This is a genomic window from Pseudomonas sp. K8 (assembly GCF_014889455.1).
In the GTDB taxonomy this organism is placed as follows: Bacteria; Pseudomonadota; Gammaproteobacteria; order Pseudomonadales; family Pseudomonadaceae; genus Aquipseudomonas; species Aquipseudomonas veronii.
Genome location: NZ_VJWO01000007.1, coordinates 65,130 through 82,467 on the forward strand (window position 1 = coordinate 65,130; position 17,338 = coordinate 82,467).

At 62.5% G+C, this 17,338-nt stretch carries 12 protein-coding genes; 5 read left to right on the forward strand and 7 right to left on the reverse strand.

All coding sequences use genetic code 11. The features are described from left to right. Nucleotides 1-9: 9 nt before the first annotated feature. Both INT12_RS07300 and INT12_RS07305 read left to right on the forward strand, forming a co-directional pair. A complete protein-coding gene (locus INT12_RS07300) occupies nucleotides 10-1,728 on the forward strand; it encodes a PTS fructose-like transporter subunit IIB (protein ID WP_193058803.1) in 1,719 nt (572 codons plus the stop codon). A 191-nt stretch (nucleotides 1,729-1,919) separates the two neighbouring features. Continuing rightward, on the forward strand, nucleotides 1,920-3,461 hold the full coding sequence (locus INT12_RS07305; protein WP_046384719.1) for an alkaline phosphatase D family protein: 1,542 nt from the start codon (nucleotides 1,920-1,922) through the stop codon (nucleotides 3,459-3,461). A 202-nt stretch (nucleotides 3,462-3,663) separates the two neighbouring features. On the opposite strand, the gene INT12_RS07310 is transcribed toward INT12_RS07305, so the two are convergent. Both INT12_RS07310 and INT12_RS07315 read right to left on the reverse strand, forming a co-directional pair. Next, the gene (locus tag INT12_RS07310; RefSeq protein WP_193040430.1) at nucleotides 3,664-6,189 is read right to left on the reverse strand and encodes a PepSY domain-containing protein; all 2,526 of its coding nucleotides are present in this window, start codon (nucleotides 6,187-6,189) and stop codon (nucleotides 3,664-3,666) included. Between the two features lie 134 nt (nucleotides 6,190-6,323). Continuing rightward, a complete protein-coding gene (locus tag INT12_RS07315; RefSeq protein WP_017845452.1) occupies nucleotides 6,324-8,609 on the reverse strand; it encodes a TonB-dependent receptor in 2,286 nt (761 codons plus the stop codon). 204 nt (nucleotides 8,610-8,813) lie between these two features. Between INT12_RS07315 and INT12_RS07320 the strand changes: the two genes are divergently transcribed. Together INT12_RS07320 and INT12_RS07325 are read left to right on the forward strand one after the other, a co-directional pair. Continuing rightward, nucleotides 8,814-9,494, forward strand: a complete 681-nt coding sequence (locus INT12_RS07320; RefSeq protein WP_017845451.1) for a Fe2+-dependent dioxygenase — start codon at nucleotides 8,814-8,816, stop codon at nucleotides 9,492-9,494. 2 nt (nucleotides 9,495-9,496) lie between these two features. After that, nucleotides 9,497-10,246, forward strand: a complete 750-nt coding sequence (locus INT12_RS07325; RefSeq protein WP_057005150.1) for a tetratricopeptide repeat protein — start codon at nucleotides 9,497-9,499, stop codon at nucleotides 10,244-10,246. 50 nt (nucleotides 10,247-10,296) lie between these two features. On the opposite strand, the gene INT12_RS07330 is transcribed toward INT12_RS07325, so the two are convergent. The 5 genes from INT12_RS07330 to INT12_RS07350 all read right to left on the reverse strand — a co-directional run bounded on the left by INT12_RS07330 (nucleotide 10,297) and on the right by INT12_RS07350 (nucleotide 15,384). Continuing rightward, nucleotides 10,297-11,460: a type III PLP-dependent enzyme gene (locus INT12_RS07330; protein ID WP_017845449.1), complete on the reverse strand. Its 1,164-nt coding sequence runs from the start codon at nucleotides 11,458-11,460 to the stop codon at nucleotides 10,297-10,299. Nucleotides 11,461-11,934: 474 nt separating this feature from the next. After that, nucleotides 11,935-13,092 carry a betaine/proline/choline family ABC transporter ATP-binding protein gene (locus tag INT12_RS07335; RefSeq protein WP_017845448.1) on the reverse strand — a complete coding sequence of 386 codons (1,158 nt, stop codon included), beginning with the start codon at nucleotides 13,090-13,092 and terminating at the stop codon, nucleotides 11,935-11,937. Further along, nucleotides 13,089-13,742 (reverse strand): ABC transporter permease, encoded by a 654-nt coding sequence (locus tag INT12_RS07340; protein ID WP_017845447.1) that lies wholly within the window; start codon nucleotides 13,740-13,742, stop codon nucleotides 13,089-13,091. The genes INT12_RS07335 and INT12_RS07340 overlap by 4 nt, the downstream gene beginning before the upstream one ends. An 11-nt stretch (nucleotides 13,743-13,753) precedes the next feature. Next, nucleotides 13,754-14,647 (reverse strand): glycine betaine ABC transporter substrate-binding protein, encoded by an 894-nt coding sequence (locus INT12_RS07345; protein WP_193040431.1) that lies wholly within the window; start codon nucleotides 14,645-14,647, stop codon nucleotides 13,754-13,756. Nucleotides 14,648-14,667: 20 nt separating this feature from the next. Beyond that, on the reverse strand, nucleotides 14,668-15,384 hold the full coding sequence (locus INT12_RS07350; protein WP_046384714.1) for an ABC transporter permease: 717 nt from the start codon (nucleotides 15,382-15,384) through the stop codon (nucleotides 14,668-14,670). 331 nt (nucleotides 15,385-15,715) lie between these two features. Here INT12_RS07350 and INT12_RS07355 point away from each other — a divergent pair, with 331 nt between their 5' ends. After that, nucleotides 15,716-17,299 carry a peptide chain release factor 3 gene (locus INT12_RS07355; protein ID WP_017845444.1) on the forward strand — a complete coding sequence of 528 codons (1,584 nt, stop codon included), beginning with the start codon at nucleotides 15,716-15,718 and terminating at the stop codon, nucleotides 17,297-17,299. Nucleotides 17,300-17,338 lie beyond the last annotated feature (39 nt).

Genomic DNA, 17,338 nt, shown 5'->3' on the forward strand with positions numbered 1-17,338 from the left:
GGGTTTGTGATGAATTTAGCCATTGTTACCGCCTGCCCGAACGGCATGGTCACCAGTGTGCTGTGCGCCCGTTTGCTCGACGCCGCCGCGCAGCGTCAGGGCTGGAGCACCAGCGTCGAAGTGGTAGACGTGCAGCGCCCGGAACGCCAGTTGTCCCAGGCCACGCTCGATGCTGCCGAGTGGGTGTTGCTGGTCAGCAGCACGCCGCTGGATATGCAGCGGTTTGTCGGCAAGCGTGTGTATCAGAGCACCCAGGCGCAGGCCTTGCAGGGCGTCGAGGCGGTATTGCGGCGCGGCGCCGAAGAGGCTCAGGTGTATGTCGCCAGCGAAGCCCCGGTGGCGGCCAAGCAAGCCCCGCGTATTGTCGCGATCACCGCCTGCCCGACCGGCGTGGCCCACACCTTCATGGCCGCCGAAGCATTGCAGCAGACCGCCAAGCGCCTGGGCTATGACTTGCAGGTGGAAACCCAGGGTTCGGTCGGCGCGCGCACGCCGTTGAGCCCGCAAGCGATTGCCGAGGCGGATGTGGTGCTGCTGGCGGCGGATATCGAAGTCGCCACCGAGCGCTTCGCCGGCAAGAAGATCTACCGCTGCGGCACCGGCATCGCCCTCAAGCAAGCCGAAGCGACCCTCCACAAGGCCCTGGCCGAAGGCACCGTGGAAAGCGCGGCGAGCGGGGCGGTGGCCAAGTCGGAAAAAACCGGGGTCTACAAACACCTGCTGACCGGCGTGTCGTTCATGTTGCCGATGGTGGTGGCGGGCGGTCTGTTGATCGCCTTGTCGTTCGTGTTCGGCATCCATGCCTTCGAAGAAAAAGGCACCCTGGCGGCGGCGCTGAAAACCGTCGGCGACCAGGCCTTCATGCTCATGGTGCCGCTGCTCGCGGGCTATATCGCCTATTCGATTGCCGACCGCCCCGGCCTGGCCCCCGGCATGATCGGCGGCTTGCTGGCCGGGACGTTGGGCGCGGGCTTTATCGGCGGGATTATTGCCGGTTTCCTCGCCGGTTACTGCGTCAAGCTGATCACCGGCGCGGTGCGCCTGCCGCAAAGCCTGGAGCCGCTCAAGCCGATCCTGATCATCCCGTTGCTGGCGAGCCTGTTCACAGGCCTGGCGATGATCTATCTGGTAGGCCCGCCGGTGGCGCGGCTGCTCACCGGGCTGACCGACTTCCTCAGCACGATGGGCACCACCAATGCCGTGCTGCTCGGCATCCTGCTCGGCGGCATGATGTGCGTTGACCTGGGCGGGCCGATCAACAAGGCCGCGTATGCGTTCTCTGTCGGCTTGCTGGCGGCGTCCAGCGGTGCGCCGATGGCGGCAACCATGGCGGCCGGCATGGTGCCGCCGATCGGCATGGGCATCGCGACCTTCCTGGCCCGGCGCAAGTTTGCCCAGACCGAACGCGAGGCCGGCAAGGCCGCGATGATTCTGGGCCTGTGCTTTATCTCCGAAGGCGCGATCCCGTTTGCCGCCAAGGACCCGCTGCGAGTGATCCCGGCCAGCATCGCCGGTGGCGCGTTGACCGGCGCGCTGTCGATGTACTTCGGCTGCAAACTGGCGGCGCCCCATGGCGGCCTGTTTGTGCTGGTGATCCCGAATGCGATGAACCATGCGCTGCTGTACTTGCTGGCGATTGCCGCCGGTAGCGTGTTGACGGGGTTGGTGTATGCGCTGATCAAACGCCCGGAAGCGGTGGAACTGGCGGTCACACCCGCCCAAGCCTGACGCTGTGGAAAATGTGGGAGGGGGCTTGCCCCCGATGGCGATGTGTCAGTCACCCATGAATGGACTGACCCACCGCCATCGGGGGCAAGCCCCCTCCCACATTAAGATCTGCGAGGCTTTGAAGGCGGTGTCATATCGGCTTCATCCCTGCGTGTTCTAGTTGCCCTTTTGATACTCAAGAGGGCATCTGCATGAGCCATTTCGATCTCGGCCGTCGCCGCGTGATGCAAGCCGTCGGCGCGGGCCTGTTGCTGCCGGGGCTGGCGCCGGCGGTGATTGCGTCGGTGAAGGACCGGCCGCAACTCACCGATGGCGTGCAGTCCGGCGACCTGCTCGGCGACCGTGCGATGATCTGGAGCCGCAGCGACCGCCCGGCGCGGATGGTGGTGGAATGGGACACCCGCAGTGTGTTCAGCAACCCACGTCGATTCGTCTCGCCGCTGGCCGACAACCGCAGCGACTTTACCGCCCGCGTCGAACTCACCGGCCTGCCCGCCGACCAGGCGATTTTCTACCGCGTGCATTTCGAAGACGCCCAGACCGGCGTCGCCAGCGAGCCCTGGTTCGGCCACCTGCGCAGCGTGCCGCAACAGCGTCGCGATATTCGCTTTGTGTGGAGCGGCGACACCGTCGGCCAAGGCTTCGGCATCAACCCGGACATCGGTGGCATGCGGATCTACGAAGCCATGCGCCTGCGCCTGCCGGACTTTTTTATCCACAGCGGCGACACCATCTACGCCGACGGCCCGGTGCCGGCGCAACTGACCACCGAAGGCGGGCGCATCTGGCGCAACATCACCACCGAGGCCAAGAGCAAAGTCGCTGAAACCCTTGATGAGTATCGCGGTAATTACCGCTACAACCTGCTGGATGAAAACGTGCGGCGCTTTAACGCCGAAGTGCCGCAGATCTGGCAGTGGGACGACCACGAAGTGGTGAACAACTGGTCGCCGAGCAAGCAGCTCGATGAGCGTTACCAGACCAAGGATATCAACACCCTGGTCGGCCATGCGCGTCAGGCCTGGCTGGAATATTCACCCATGCGTCGGCAAAGCGCCGACGGCGGCGGGCGGATTTATCGCAAGCTCAGTTACGGCCCGCTGCTGGATGTGTTCGTGCTCGACATGCGCAGCTATCGCGGGCCCAACGATGACAACCTGGGCGGCGCCAAACCCTTCCTCGGCCGAGAGCAACTGGACTGGCTCAAGCGCGAACTCAAGGCGTCCCAGGCCCAATGGAAGGTGATCGCCGCCGACATGCCGATCGGCCTCGGCGTGCCCGACGGCGAAGTCAGCCCGGGCGTGCCGCGCTGGGAAGCGATCGCCAACAACGACCCCGGCCCGGCGCAAGGGCGCGAGTTGGAAATCGCCGAGCTGCTCGGGTTTCTGCGCGCGCAGCAGGTGCGCAACCATGTGTGGTTGACGGCGGATGTGCATTACTGCGCGGCGCATCACTACCACCCGGATCGGGCGGCGTTCCAGGACTTCGAGCCGTTCTGGGAGTTTGTCGCGGGGCCGTTGAATGCGGGGAGCTTCGGGCCCAATCCGCTGGATAAAACCTTTGGTCCGCAGGTGGTGTTCGAGAAAGCACCGCCGGCGCAGAACACCTCGCCGTTTGCCGGGTTCCAGTTTTTCGGCGAAGTGCAGATCGATGGGCAGACGGCGGAGTTGACGGTGATGCTGCGTGATCTGGATGGGGTTTCAGTGTTCGAGCAAAAGCTGCAACCGGTCTGATTGAGGGTGCAGTCAAAAACTGATTGGAGTGCAGTCAAAAACTGACTTGGAATACAATCAAAAACTGACTTGGAATACAGTCAAAAACTGTGGGAGGGGGCTTGCCCCCGATAGCGGTGTGTCAGTAACCCATGAGTTGACTGATCCACCGCCATCGGGGGCAAGCCCCCTCCCACATAAGTTCTTCAGTGGTTAGAGGATCTCAGTAGACATCGCGGCGATAGCGGCCCTGTTCGATCAAGCGCTCCACCGCCTCACTGCCCAGCACCTCATGCAGCACCTGATCCACCCCTGCGGCCATCCCCTGCAAACTGCCGCACACGTAAATCCCCGCGCCGTCTGCCAGCCATCGACGCAACACGTCCGCCGATTCGCGCAGGCGATCCTGCACGTAGATCTTTTCCTCCTGGTCGCGGGAAAACGCCAGGTCCAGCAGCGCCAGGTCACCGCTGGCCAGCCAGCCTTGCAGTTCGTCCTGGCACAGGTAGTCGTGGGCGATAGTGCGTTCGCCGAACAACAGCCAGTTGCGCTGCTGGCCGTCGGCAATGCGTGCCTTGAGCAAGCTGCGCAAACCGGCGAGGCCAGTGCCGTTGCCCAGCAGGATCAACGGCGCAGGCGCGTCCGGCAGGTGGAAACCACTGTTGCGGCGCAGGCGCAGGCTGATGCTCGAGCCGAGGGCCGCGTGTTCGGTCAGCCAGCCCGAGCCAAGGCCGAGTGTGCCGTCCGGATGACGTTCCTGGCGCACGATCAACTCCAGCACGCCGTCGCTGGGAATCGAGGCGATGGAGTATTCGCGCATGCCCAGGGGCGCCAGCGCGTTCACCAGCGCCTGGGCATGCAGGCCCACCAGATGGGCGCGGTTGTCCGGCAGTTGGCGGGTGGCCAGAGCCTGGTCGAGGGTGTGCGCCAGGCCGTCGATCAGTACGCTCTCGCTGCCGGCCAGGCCCAGGCCCCCGAGGAACTGCGCGATGGCCCGGCTGCCGTTGCGCGGCAGGATTTCCACCAGGTCGCCGGCCGTCCAGCGTTGCCCTGACGGCACGCTCAGCTCCAGCAGGTACACAGCCGAACCGACACTGCCAGGGTTGAGCAAGGTGCGCTGCTTCAAGCTGCAGTTTTCATACTGTGCGCTCGGCCACGCCGCTGTCGGTGCGTGCCCGGTGAGTTGCCCCAGCTGTTGTTGCCAGTGCTGCAGGGCATGGGTGTCGCCGCTGTCGACTTCCACGGGGGCGAACAACGGGGTGCCGCCCTGGTTGGTCAGCCAGAAGTGCAGGCGCCGCGCAAAGCCGCAGAAGTGCTGGTACTGGCGATCGCCGAGGGCCAGTACCGAGTAGTTCAAGCCTTTGAGGGACAGGTCCTGCCCGAGCACGCTGCGCTCGAAGCCACGGGCGCTGTCGGGAGCTTCGCCGTCGCCGAAGGTGCTGACCACGAACAGCGCATTTTCTGATTGGCGCAGTTGGTCCTGGCTGACGCTGCCCAGCGGCTGCACGTTCACTGGCAAGCCCGCGGCCTGCAGTTGCCCGGCGGTCTGCCAGGCCAGTTGTTCGGCAAAACCGCTCTGGCTGGCGAAGCCGATCAGCCAGGCCGGCGCATGGCTGTAATTGGCGCTGAGGCGCTCGCGGGCATCGCGTACCTGGCGTTTTTTACGTCGACGGTCGAGGTACAGCAGCCAGCCGGTGATGAAGAACAACGGCATGCACAGCGCGCTGATGGTGAGGATGATCCGCCCCACCAGGCCGAAGTAACTGCCGGTGTGCAGCGCGTAGAGGCTGGTCAGCAATTGAGCCTTGAGGCTCTTGCTGGCGTAGCGCTCGTGGGATTTCACCGCGCCGGTGGCCGGGTCCAGGTTGATCTGGTTCAGCGCGCGGTCGTGGGGCGAGTTTTTCAGCAGGTAAAACACCGTGGCCGGCTGCCCGGCGACTGCCGGCATGCGGATGTTGTAGGCACTCAAGTCGGGGCCGGCGCTGCTGTAGATGCTGCTCCAGATCGCCGCGTAGTTGGCTTCCGGCGTCGGGCCCGCGGGCGGTGGGCCGCGTTTGCGCATTCGTTCGTTCTGCGGGGCGTCCGACAGCAGCTTGTTCAGGCCCTGGTTGTACCATTCGTAGGACCACGACAGGCCGGTCAGCGCTGCCAACAGATAGAACAACAGGCACCAGGTGCCGAACACCGAGTGCAAGTCCCAATTGAAGCTGCGACCTTTTTTGCGCCAGTCCAGGGTCAGCCACACGCGCCAGTTCGCCACCTGGCGCGGCCAGCGCAGGTACAGGCCGGACAGGCAGAAGAACAGCAGGATCAGCGTGCAGGCCCCGGTGATTTGCCGGCCGGTGTCGCCCATGGCCAGGAAGCGGTGCAGTTGCAGGAGAAACCCGAACACGTCCTGGCCGACGGCGTCACCCATGTAGTCGCCGGTGTAGGGGTCGAAGTAACGCATCTGGCCGCGCCGTTCACCCGGCGGCGGGGTGAAGAACACGCGTGCGGCGGTGCCGCTGTCGGTTTCCACCCACAGCATCGACACGCGCTTGCCTTCGCTGGCTTCGAGCTTGCGCACCAGTTCGGCGGGCGGCAGTACCCCGGCGTCGCGTTTTGCCACGCTCAGCACGCTGGGGTTGAGCGCGCGCAGTATTTCATCCTGGAACGACACCGCCGCCCCGGTGATCCCCATCAAGGCCAGCACCAGCCCGGCAGTGATGCCGAAGAACCAGTGCAACTGGAACAGGGTTTTCTTCAACACGTCGGACCGCCTCGCTCATCTGGATATCTGTATCACGGCGCGCATTATGCCGTGGGTTGTCGAGAAACTTTGTTGTTTAACACGCAAAAGCCCCACGCATCGATGCGTGGGGCTGTTGGCTGCGGGTTGACCGTTTAGAAGTGGAAGCTGGTGGTCAACAGCGCGGTGCGCCCGGCCGCCTGGTTGGCGAAGTGGGTCGAGAAGGCCTTGTCGTAGTAGGTTTTGTCGGTCAGGTTCTGCACGTTCAGTTGCAGGTCGACGTTCTTGGTCAGCTTGTAGCTGGCCATGGCGTCGTAGCGCGTGTAGGACGGTACATACACGGTGTTGCCGGCATCGCCGTAGACCTCGTCGACATAGAACGCACCGCCGCCGATGGTCAGCTTCGACGTGATGTCGTAGGTGGTCCACAGGCTGAAGGTGTTCTTCGGCGTATTGGGCATTTGGTTGCCCTCGCTGGAGCCGGCGCTGAGCACCCCGTTGCGCCCGTTGCGTCCGGATTTGACCAGCTCACTGTCGAGGTAGCTGTAGCCGGCGAACACTTGCCATTGATCCGTGAGTTTGCCGCTGGCCGAGAGTTCGAGGCCATCGACGCGGGATTCACCGGCGTTCTCGTAGGTCAGGGCATCCACCAGAATGCGCGTGTTCTTCTTCTCGGTGCGGAACACGGCAGCCGTCAGCGAAAGGCGGTCGTGGAACAGATCCCACTTGGTGCCCAGCTCGTAGTTGACGGTTTCTTCCGGTTGCAGGTCGCTGGTGGCGGCGCCGGCGGACAGTGGGTTGCCGTCGGAGCCTTCACCGACCAGACCACCGGCCGGCGTGGCCGAGGTGGCGTAGGACGCATAGATGCTGGCGTTCTCCACCGGCTTCCAGACCAGGCCGGCCTGCCAGTTGAAGAACTGGCTGTCGTCTTTGATCTTGGTGCGCCCGGCGGTGGCGTTGGTGTTGGCCTCGGTGTCGAAGGTGTCGTAGCGCAGGCCGACGTTCAGCAGCCATTTCGGGTCCAGTTCGATGGTGTCGAACACGTAGGCGCCGCGGCTGGTGGCTTTGGTGTTGGTGCCGTTGTAGTTGCGCGCGATGCTGCCGGTCCAGGCGTCGTCCGGGTTCGGGTTGCTCAGCGAGGTGCATTGGCCGCCCAGGCTGCCTTTGGCCACGGTGCAGACCGGGTTGGCGTTGGGGCTGATGGTGTAGCTGCTGACACGGGTTTCTTCGCCGGTGAACTCGAGGCCGGTGGAGTAGGTGTGCTTGAAACCCAGCGCGTGGAAGTTGCCGAACAGATCGGTCTGGTTGGTGGTGGTCTCGGTGGTCGACACGCGGCTGTTGGCGCGGCGCCACACAGTACCGAACTTGTTGACGTTGAGTTTGCTGTCGTCCGGTTGCGTGAGGATATAGTCCTGGCCGGTGTTGCCATGGCGCAGGGTGTTTTTCAGCGTCATGTTGTCGTTCAGGTCGTGTTCGACGGAGACCGTGCTGATATCGGCGCGGGTCTTGCGGAAGTCGCGACTCTTCAGGCCGTAGAAGTTATTGCTGTCGCCGCCGTCGTTGGGTTTGTCGTGTACGTGGGCGGTGGCGGTCGCGGAGCCGTAACCGTAGGGGATCCCCGAATCCGGCAGGTCGTCGCTTTCCATGTGGTAGTAGCTGACGTTGACGCGGGTCGGCGTGCCCAGGCCAAAGGTCAGCGACGGCGCCACGCCCCAGCGGTCGTAATTCACCGCGTCGCGGCCGGCGACGTTTTGTTCGTGGCTCATCAGGTTCAGGCGGAACGCGGCGCTGTCGTCGAGGAATTGGCGGTTGACGTCGAGCACGTAGCGGCGGGTCTGGTCGGAGCCGTAGGTGAAGCCGCCGTTGGTGAAGTCGCGCGCCTGGGGTGTCTTGCTCACCAGGTTGAGGCTGCCGCCGGCCGAGCCACGCCCGCCGAACGAAGAGTTCGGGCCTTTGCTGACTTCGATCGATTCGATGTCGAAGATCTCACGGCTCTGGCCGCCGGTATCGCGCACGCCGTCCAGGTAGGTGTCGCCCTGGGCGTCAAAACCGCGGATGAACGGACGGTCGCCCTGGGGGTTGCCGCCTTCACCGGCGCCGAAGGTAATGCCGGGCACGGTGCGCAAGGCATCCTGCAACGAGGTGGCGGCGGTGTCCTTGAGCACTTGCTGGGGCACCACGGTGACCGAGCGCGGCGTGTCCACCAGCGGCGCAGTGTACTTTTGCGAAGAGGCTTTTTCGACCTGATAGGAGGTGGCGTCCTGTGCTTCCCCGGTGATGCTGGTGGCGCCCAGGGAGATGCTGTTGCGCTGGCCTTTCTGTTCGGTGTCGTCGGCCGCTTGCGCCAGATGGGCGACAGAGCTGGCGCCGAGTGCAACGCCGATGGCCGAAGCCAGCAGGCGTGGTGAACTGGCAGGTGTTTTTATGCAAGTGCGCGACATGACGTGTCCTTTCCCCAAGGATGTGAGGCCGCGGAATATAGGCTGAACAAGACTTTGTATCAATTGCGACTTATTGCTATTCGTAGCTAATTTACATTCTTTACACTTTTTCCTTACGGTTTTTACGATCTCGTTCGTCTTCGGGTTTTACAGAGAGGATAAGAATCAATACCATTAACGTCTTTCCGCTCTCAGGTAGTGCTCATGTTGCTGCATATTCCCGGCCTGTTCTCTCGTGAGGAAGTGCAGCGCATTCGCCAAGCCCTGGAAACCGCCGACTGGGCCGACGGTAGAATCACCGCCGGGCACCAGTCCGCCAAGGCCAAGCACAACCTGCAATTGCCCGAAGGCCACCCGCTGGCCAAGGAAATCGGTACGGCGATGCTGGAGCGGTTGTGGCAAAACCCGTTGTTTATGTCGGCGGCGTTACCGCACAAAGTCTTCCCGCCGCTGCTCAACTGCTACACGGCCGGGGGCAGTTTCGACTTTCATATCGACAATGCCGTGCGCCAGCCCAAGGGCAGCCAGGAGCGGGTGCGTACCGATCTGTCGTCCACGCTGTTCTTCAGCGATCCGGAGGACTATGACGGCGGCGAACTGGAGATCCAGGACACCTTCGGCGTGCAACGGGTCAAGCTGCCCGCCGGCGATATGGTGCTGTACCCCGGCTCCAGCCTGCATAAAGTCAACGCCGTGACCCGTGGTGCGCGCTACGCCTCGTTTTTCTGGACCCAAAGCCTGGTGCGCGAAGACAGCCAGCGCACCCTGCTGTTCGAGATGGACGGTGCGATCCAGCAACTGACCGCGGCGGTCCCGGACCACCCGGCGTTGATCCAGCTCACCGGCACTTACCACAACCTGTTGCGTCGCTGGGTCGAGGTCTGAGCATGGGCTTTTTATTGCGCCGTGAAGAAGTGCTCAACGTCGAGCAGTTGCAGCGCATGCTCGACGACTCGCCAGTGCGCGCGGCCCAGGCGATCCTGATCGCGGCCAGGGAGGGCGTGGCGGATGCCCAGGCCTTGCTCGGGCAGATCCTGCTGGAAGGGCGCGGCATCGAGCGCGATGAAGCGCTGGCACTGCGCTGGTTCCAGATCGCGGCGCAGGGCGGGCACCTGATGGCGCGCAATATGCTGGGGCGTTGCCGCGAGCATGGCTGGGGCTGCGTCGCCGACGAAGCGGCGGCGGCGCGGGACTATCGGCTGGCGGCCGAAGCCGGGTTGGATTGGGGGCAATACAACTACGCCAACCTGCTGGCCACCGGTCGCGGTGTCGCCGAGGACCAGGCGCACGCGCTGAGGTGCTATCGCCAGGCGGCGGAGCAGGGCCACGCCAAGTCGATGAACCTGTTGGGGCGCTATCTGGAAGAGGGCCGGTTTTGCCCGAGGGATCCGGACGCTGCCGTGGCGTGGTATCGACGCTCAGCCGAAGCCGGGGATTTCCGTGGGCAGTTCAGTTACGCGGCGGTGCTGGCCGACAGCGGCCAGATCGAGGCGGCGCTGGCGTGGTTGCGCAAGGCGCTGGCAGGCGGCAATCTGAAGTTTTTGCGGGTGGCGCACAAGGCGCTGGCGCAGGCGAATGATCCGCGGATTCGGGCGATGGCCGATGCCTATGAGCAACATGCCATGACCTGTTTCTGAGCGATAAAAAAAACCCATGACAGGTCATGGGTTTTTTGTTCGCCGCCGTCTTACACGTAATACGACTTCAATGGCGGAAAGCCATTGAACTCAACCGCGCTGTAGCTGGTGGTGTACGCACCGGTCGACAACCAGTACAACCGATCACCGATCGCCAGGTTCAACGGCAGGCCGTACTTGTAGTTTTCGTACATGATGTCGGCGCTGTCGCAGGTAGGACCGGCGATCACCACTTCTTCCATCTCGCCTTTCTTCTCGGTCCAGATCGGGAACTTGATGGCTTCGTCCATGGTTTCGATCAGGCCGGAGAACTTGCCCACGTCCGTGTACACCCAGCGCTCGACGGCGGTGCGCGATTTACGTGCCACCAGCACCACTTCGCTGACCAGGATGCCGGCGTTGGCGATCAACGAACGGCCCGGTTCCAGGATGATTTCCGGCAGGTCGTCGCCGAAGTCTTCCTTGAGGAAGCGGATGATTTCTTCGGCATAGGTTTCCAGGCTGTTGGTGCGGGTGATGTAGTTGGCCGGGAAGCCGCCGCCCATGTTGATCAGCTTGAGGTGGATGCCGTCTTCTTCCTTCAGGCGCTCGAAGATCACTTTGACCTTGGCGATCGCCGCGTCCCACACGCTGATGTCGCGCTGTTGCGAGCCGACGTGGAACGAGAGGCCATACGGCACCAGGCCCAGGTCGCGGGCGAGGATCAGCAGGTCCATGGCCATGTCGGTCTGGCAGCCGAATTTGCGCGACAGAGGCCAGTCAGCCGTGGTCGAGCCTTCGGTGAGGATACGCACATAGATTTTCGAGCCCGGCGCGGCCTTGGCGATGTTGCGCAGGTCGGCTTCGGAGTCGGTGGAGAACAGGCGCACGCCCTTCTCGTAGAAGTAGCGGATGTCCTTGGATTTCTTGATGGTGTTGCCGTAGCTGATACGGTCGGGGCTGACGCCGCGGGCCATGACCTTGTCCAGCTCGTAGATCGAGGCGATGTCGAAGCTCGACCCCTTGTCTTTCAACAGGTCGATGATCTCGACGGCCGGGTTGGCCTTGACTGCGTAATAGATTTTGGCGAATTCGAAACCGGCGCGCAGGTCATCGTAGGCCTGGCTGATCATCGCGGTGTCGATCACCACGAACGGGGTTTCTTGCTTGTCGGCGAACGCCTTCATTTTGTCAAAAGTGGCGCGCGCGAAATAATCTTCGACGTTGATCGACATGCTGGGAACTCCTAAGGGCAAACTAAATTGATCAATGGGTGCAAATGAACGTCCTCCGTATCCCCACTTTGGTTCGCCTACTTCCCAAGGCATGTCGCCGAAAGCAAAAAGGCCATGGGATAAGCTTCCCTTGGCCTTGCTGTCTCGTCGTCAGTACTTGAGCCGGATGGATCGTTTCCAGCATGGACGTTCGGCGCGAACTTTAGGGCGTGAGGGGCTTGAGATCAACTAAAAATGTCGCGTTTTTGCACGCGTTCGTCGCGGGACCGGGTGCAGCTACTTATGTAACCGACCGGTGTGACGGATTGATGTTCCCCGCAGGCGGATAATCAGGGGGATTTCCCTGACACACCACGGACCAAATGTGGGAGGGGGCTTGCCCCCGATGGCAGTGTGTCAGTCATGAATATATTGACTGATACACCGCCATCGGGGGCAAGCCCCCTCTCACAGTTTTAAGCGTGTTGTGTCAGATCAGGCCAGGGCGGTCTCGGCGGGCGAAACGATACTGGTCTTGCCCCCGCGCGACTTGCCGGAGCTCAGGTACTCGGCAATCGATTCCTGGGTCACTTCACCCAAAAACACCCGCTCGGCGTCCATCACCGGCAACCACGAACGGTTGAACTCGTACATGCGCGACAACAGGATGCGCAAGTGCTCGTCATACGCGGCCGTGGCGTTGAATTCGCGCAGGTATTGACCGCAAGTGCCGGTCTGACGGTGCAGGTCGCGACGGCGCACATAGCCCAGCGCCTTGTTGTCGGCGCAGGTGACCACCACATAGCGGCGGTCGAGTTCGTCCATCAGCTCCAGGGCATCGGCCACCGGGGTTTCCGGGCTGACCGACGGGGCGTTGTCTGCCGCGTCTTCGGCTTTTACCAGCAGCAGACGCTTGAGGGTGCTGTCCTGGCCGACGAAGTTGCTGACGAACTCATCCGCCGGGTGCGCCAGCAGGGTGTCCGGGTGGTCGATCTGCAGCAGTTTGCCAGCGCGGAAGATGGCGATCTTGTCGCCCAGCTTGATGGCTTCGTCGATGTCGTGGCTGACCATGATCACGGTCTTGTTCAGCGCGCGCTGCATTTCGAAGAACTCGTTCTGGATCATCTCGCGGTTGATCGGGTCGACCGCGCCGAACGGCTCATCCATCAGCAGCAACGGTGCATCCGCCGCCAGCGCCCGGATCACGCCGATGCGCTGTTGCTGGCCACCGGACAGCTCACGCGGGTAGCGGTGCAGGTACTGCTTGGGCTCGAGCTTGATCATGCTCATCAACTCGCGGGCGCGGTCGTGGCATTTCTGCTTGTCCCAGCCCAGCAACTTGGGCACGACCACGATGTTTTCCTCGATGGTCATGTTCGGGAACAGGCCGATCTGCTGGATCACGTAGCCGATGTTGCGACGCAGGGTCACTTCGTCGAGGTCGGTGGTGTCTTCGCCGTTGATCAGGATCTTGCCCGAGGTGGGCTTGATCAGGCGGTTGATCATTTTCAGCGTGGTGCTCTTGCCGCAGCCCGAGGGGCCGAGGAATACGCAAATCTCGCCTTCGTTGACGGTCAGGCTTACGTCGTTCACGGCGGAGACAGTCTTGCCGTTGCTTTGGAAAGTCTTGGTCAGGTGTTGAAGTTCGATCATTTGAGCAGTCCTTTTGGAGTCAGCGAGCGTTGCAGCCATTGCAGAAGCAGGTCGGCGAAGATGGCCAGGAGACTGACCAGCACGGCGCCGACGATCAGCATCGACATGTCGCTGCGGCTGATGGAAGCCAGAATAAGTACACCCAGGCCGCCGGCACCGATGGTGGCGGCGATGGTCATCACGCCGATGTTCATCACCACGGCGGTGCGTACACCGGCGAGGATCACCGGTACGGCGATGGGCAGTTCGACCATGCGCAGGCGCTGGCCGAAGGTCATGCCGATGCCTTTGGCGGCTTCGCGGATGCCCGGCTCCACGCCGGTCAGGGCCAGGTAGGTGTTACGCATGATCGGCAGCAGGGAGTAGAGGAACACGGCGGTGATCGCCGGCATTGGCCCCAGGCCCTGGCCGAATTTGGAGTAGAACGGCAGCAGCAGGCCAAACAGGGCGATGGACGGCACGGTCAGCAGCACGGTGGCGCTGGCTTGCAGCGGGCCGGCCAGGCTCGGGAAGCGGGTCATCAGCACGCCGAGGGGTACGCCGACGACAATCGCGAGGATCACGGCAATGCCGACCAGGGTGATGTGCTGCCAGGTCAGGTGCAGGACTTGGGCCCAATCAAGATGGGAAAAGGCGTTTAAAAATTCCATGTCTTCTCCTCTTAGTTGAGTGGATGCTGGCGCAGGAAGTCGGCGGCGACGGCGGACGGGCTTTCATGGTCGACGTCGACCCGCGCGTTCAGCTGGCGCATGGTTGCGTCGTCGAACAGGGCAGCCAGCGGCTTCAGATCGGCGGCCAGTTCAGGATGGGCGTCGAGATAAACCTGACGCACCACCGGCGCGGCGGTGTAGTCCGGGAAGTAGTGCTTGTCGTCTTCGAGCAGCTTCAATTTGAAGGCATTCAGGCGACCGTCGGTGGTGTAGACCAGGCCGGCAAACACCTGGCCGTTACGCAACGCGGTGTAGACCAGCCCGGCGTCCATCTGCCGGGTGTTTTTGCGGGTCAGGTTCATGTCGTAGAGCTTGACCATGCCGCCCATGCCGTCGGAACGGTTGGCGAACTCGGTGTCCAGGGCCACCAGGCGCGTGGCCTTGGTTTTTTCCGCGAGGGCTTGGGTCAGATCGCTGATCGTGTTGATCTGCGGGAATTCCTGGGCCACGTTCTCAGGCAATGCCAGCGCGTAGGTGTTGCTGAATTTCGATGGCGAAAGCCAGACCAGGCCTTTTTTCGCGTCGAGTTCTTTCACCCGAGCGTAGGACTGTTCGCTGTCGAGCTTCTCGTCCACATGGTTGTAGGCCACCAGCGACACGCCGGTGTATTCCCAGATCAGGTCCAGTTGCCCGCTTTCCTGGGCACTGCGCGCCAGGTTGCTGCCCAGGCCGCCGGTCACGCGGGTGTCGTAACCCTTGGTGCGCAGGTACTGGGAAGTGATTTCGGCGAGCAGGGTCTGTTCAGTGAACACCCGTGCGCCGATGCGGATGACCGGTTTTTCAGCGGCTTGCGCAACCCCTGCAAACAGCAGGACGCAGCTCAATATCAATGTCAGTTTTTTCATGTGAATTCCTTTGCCGAGCCTTAAGACGCACGCACTCCGCGTTCCAGCCAGAGGCGGCTGCCCATGGTCACCAGACCGTCGAGCAGCAGGGCCAACAGCGCGGTACACGCGGCGCCGAGCAGCAATTGCGGCTGATTGTTCAGGGCGATGCCGGGGAAGATCAGGCTGCCCAGGCTGTTGGCGCCGATCAGGAACGCCAGCGGCGCGGTGCCGACGTTGATCGCCAGGGCCACGCGCACGCCGCCGATGATGATCGGCACGGCGTTCGGCAATTCGACGCGAAACAGCACCTGGCGCGGGGTCATGCCGATGCCGGTGGCGGCTTCTTTCAGCGAGCCCTGGACGTTTTTCAGACCTTCGTAGGTGTTGCGCACGATGGGCAGCAATGAAGCGAGGAACAGCGCGAAGATCGCCGGGCCGCTGCCGATGCCGAGGACGCCGAGGGCGATGGCCAGTACGGCCAGGGGAGGGACGGTGTTGCCGATGTTGAAGATCTGCATGAAGCGTTCGGCGCGCCCGACCATGTTCGGGCGGCTGAGCAGGATACCGGCGGGGAGGCCCACAATCAGGGCGGCCAGCATGGAGACTAGGACGAGAATCAGGTGAGCTTGCAGGTAAAACAACAAATCGTCGCGGTACAGTTCGATGGTGTTGATGCCGATCCAGTGGATCAGCAGGGCCAGGAGAGCGACGACAACCGCTCCTCCTATCAGCCCTTTGCCATAGCGAATAGCCACAGGCGGACTCCTTTTTTCTTCTGTCGGCGAACACATTCCTGCGTGGCATGCCACTGCTGGCTGCCGTTGAATGTGGTCGCGAAAAGCAGCTCGCCCATGCCGGCAAAAGCGGCATGAGGTCAAGCCATGAGCGCAGCCTCGTCAGGCTAACTTGCTGATTTTTCAGCCCCTGTTTCGAGTGCGGTTGCAGGGGAGTGGACGTCTCTACCTTTTAAAAGGTTCCATACTTGGCAGTATTTAGCCACCCCCAACCGGGTGAACGGTGGTCCGGCACCCTGGGTTTGCGCTATACTCGCCGCCCTTTTTTGACTCACCTGCCAGGCGATTTCCCATGACCCACCAGGCCGCCGAAGTCGCGAAACGCCGCACTTTCGCCATTATTTCCCACCCCGATGCCGGTAAAACCACCATCACCGAGAAGCTCTTGCTGATGGGCAAGGCGATCGCAGTGGCCGGCACGGTGAAATCCCGCAAATCCGACCGCCATGCCACCTCCGACTGGATGGAAATGGAAAAACAACGGGGTATTTCCATTACCACGTCGGTCATGCAGTTCCCGTATCGCGATCACATGATCAACCTGCTCGACACCCCGGGCCACGAAGACTTCTCCGAAGACACCTACCGCACCCTGACCGCGGTGGACTCGGCCTTGATGGTCCTCGACGGCGGTAAGGGCGTCGAGCCACGCACGATTGCGTTGATGGACGTCTGCCGCCTGCGCGACACGCCGATCGTCAGCTTTATCAACAAACTCGACCGCGACATCCGCGATCCGATCGAGCTGCTCGACGAAATCGAAGCGGTGCTGAAGATCAAGGCGGCGCCGATCACCTGGCCGATCGGTTGCTACCGCGACTTCAAGGGCGTGTACCACCTGGCCGACGACTACATCATTGTCTACACCGCCGGCCACGGTCACGAACGCACCGATGTGAAAATCATCGAGAAGCTCGACTCCGACGAAGCCCGCGCCCACTTGGGCGATGAGTACGACCGCTTCGTCGACCAGCTGGAACTGGTGCAGGGCGCCTGCCACGAGTTCAACCAGCAGGAATTCCTCGACGGCCAACTGACCCCGGTGTTCTTCGGTACCGCATTGGGCAACTTCGGTGTCGACCACGTGCTCGACGCCGTGGTGGACTGGGCCCCGCGCCCGCTGGCCCGGGTCGCCAACGAGCGCACCGTGGAGCCGGTGGAGGAGAAATTCTCGGGCTTCGTGTTCAAGATCCAGGCGAACATGGACCCCAAACACCGCGACCGTATCGCCTTTATGCGAATCTGCTCCGGCAGATACGAAAAAGGCATGAAGATGCGCCACGTTCGCACCGGCAAGGACGTGCGAATCGGCGATGCCCTGACGTTCTTCTCCTCCGAGCGTGAACAGCTCGAAGAAGCCTACGCCGGCGACATCATCGGCTTGCACAACCACGGCACCATCCAGATCGGCGACACCTTCACCGAAGGCGAAACGCTGGGCTTCACCGGCATCCCGCACTTCGCCCCGGAACTGTTCCGCCGCGTGCGTCTGCGCGACCCGCTGAAATCCAAGCAACTGCGCCAAGGCTTGCAGCAACTGGCGGAAGAGGGCGCGACCCAGGTGTTCTTCCCCGAGCGCAGCAACGACATCATCCTCGGCGCCGTCGGTGTGCTGCAGTTCGATGTGGTCGCCAGTCGCCTGAAAGAGGAATACAAGGTCGAATGCTCCTACGAGCCGATCACTGTGTACTCCGCGCGCTGGATCGAGTGCAGCGATAAGAAGAAGTTGGAAGAGTTCTCCAACAAAGCCGTGGAAAACCTTGCGGTCGACGGCGGCGGTCACCTGACCTACCTGGCGCCGACCCGGGTCAACCTGGCGCTGATGGAAGAGCGTTGGCCGGACGTGAAATTCCGTGCGACCCGCGAGCACCATTAAGCTCTGAGCGGTGAACAAGAGGGCGAAGCTGTCATGGCT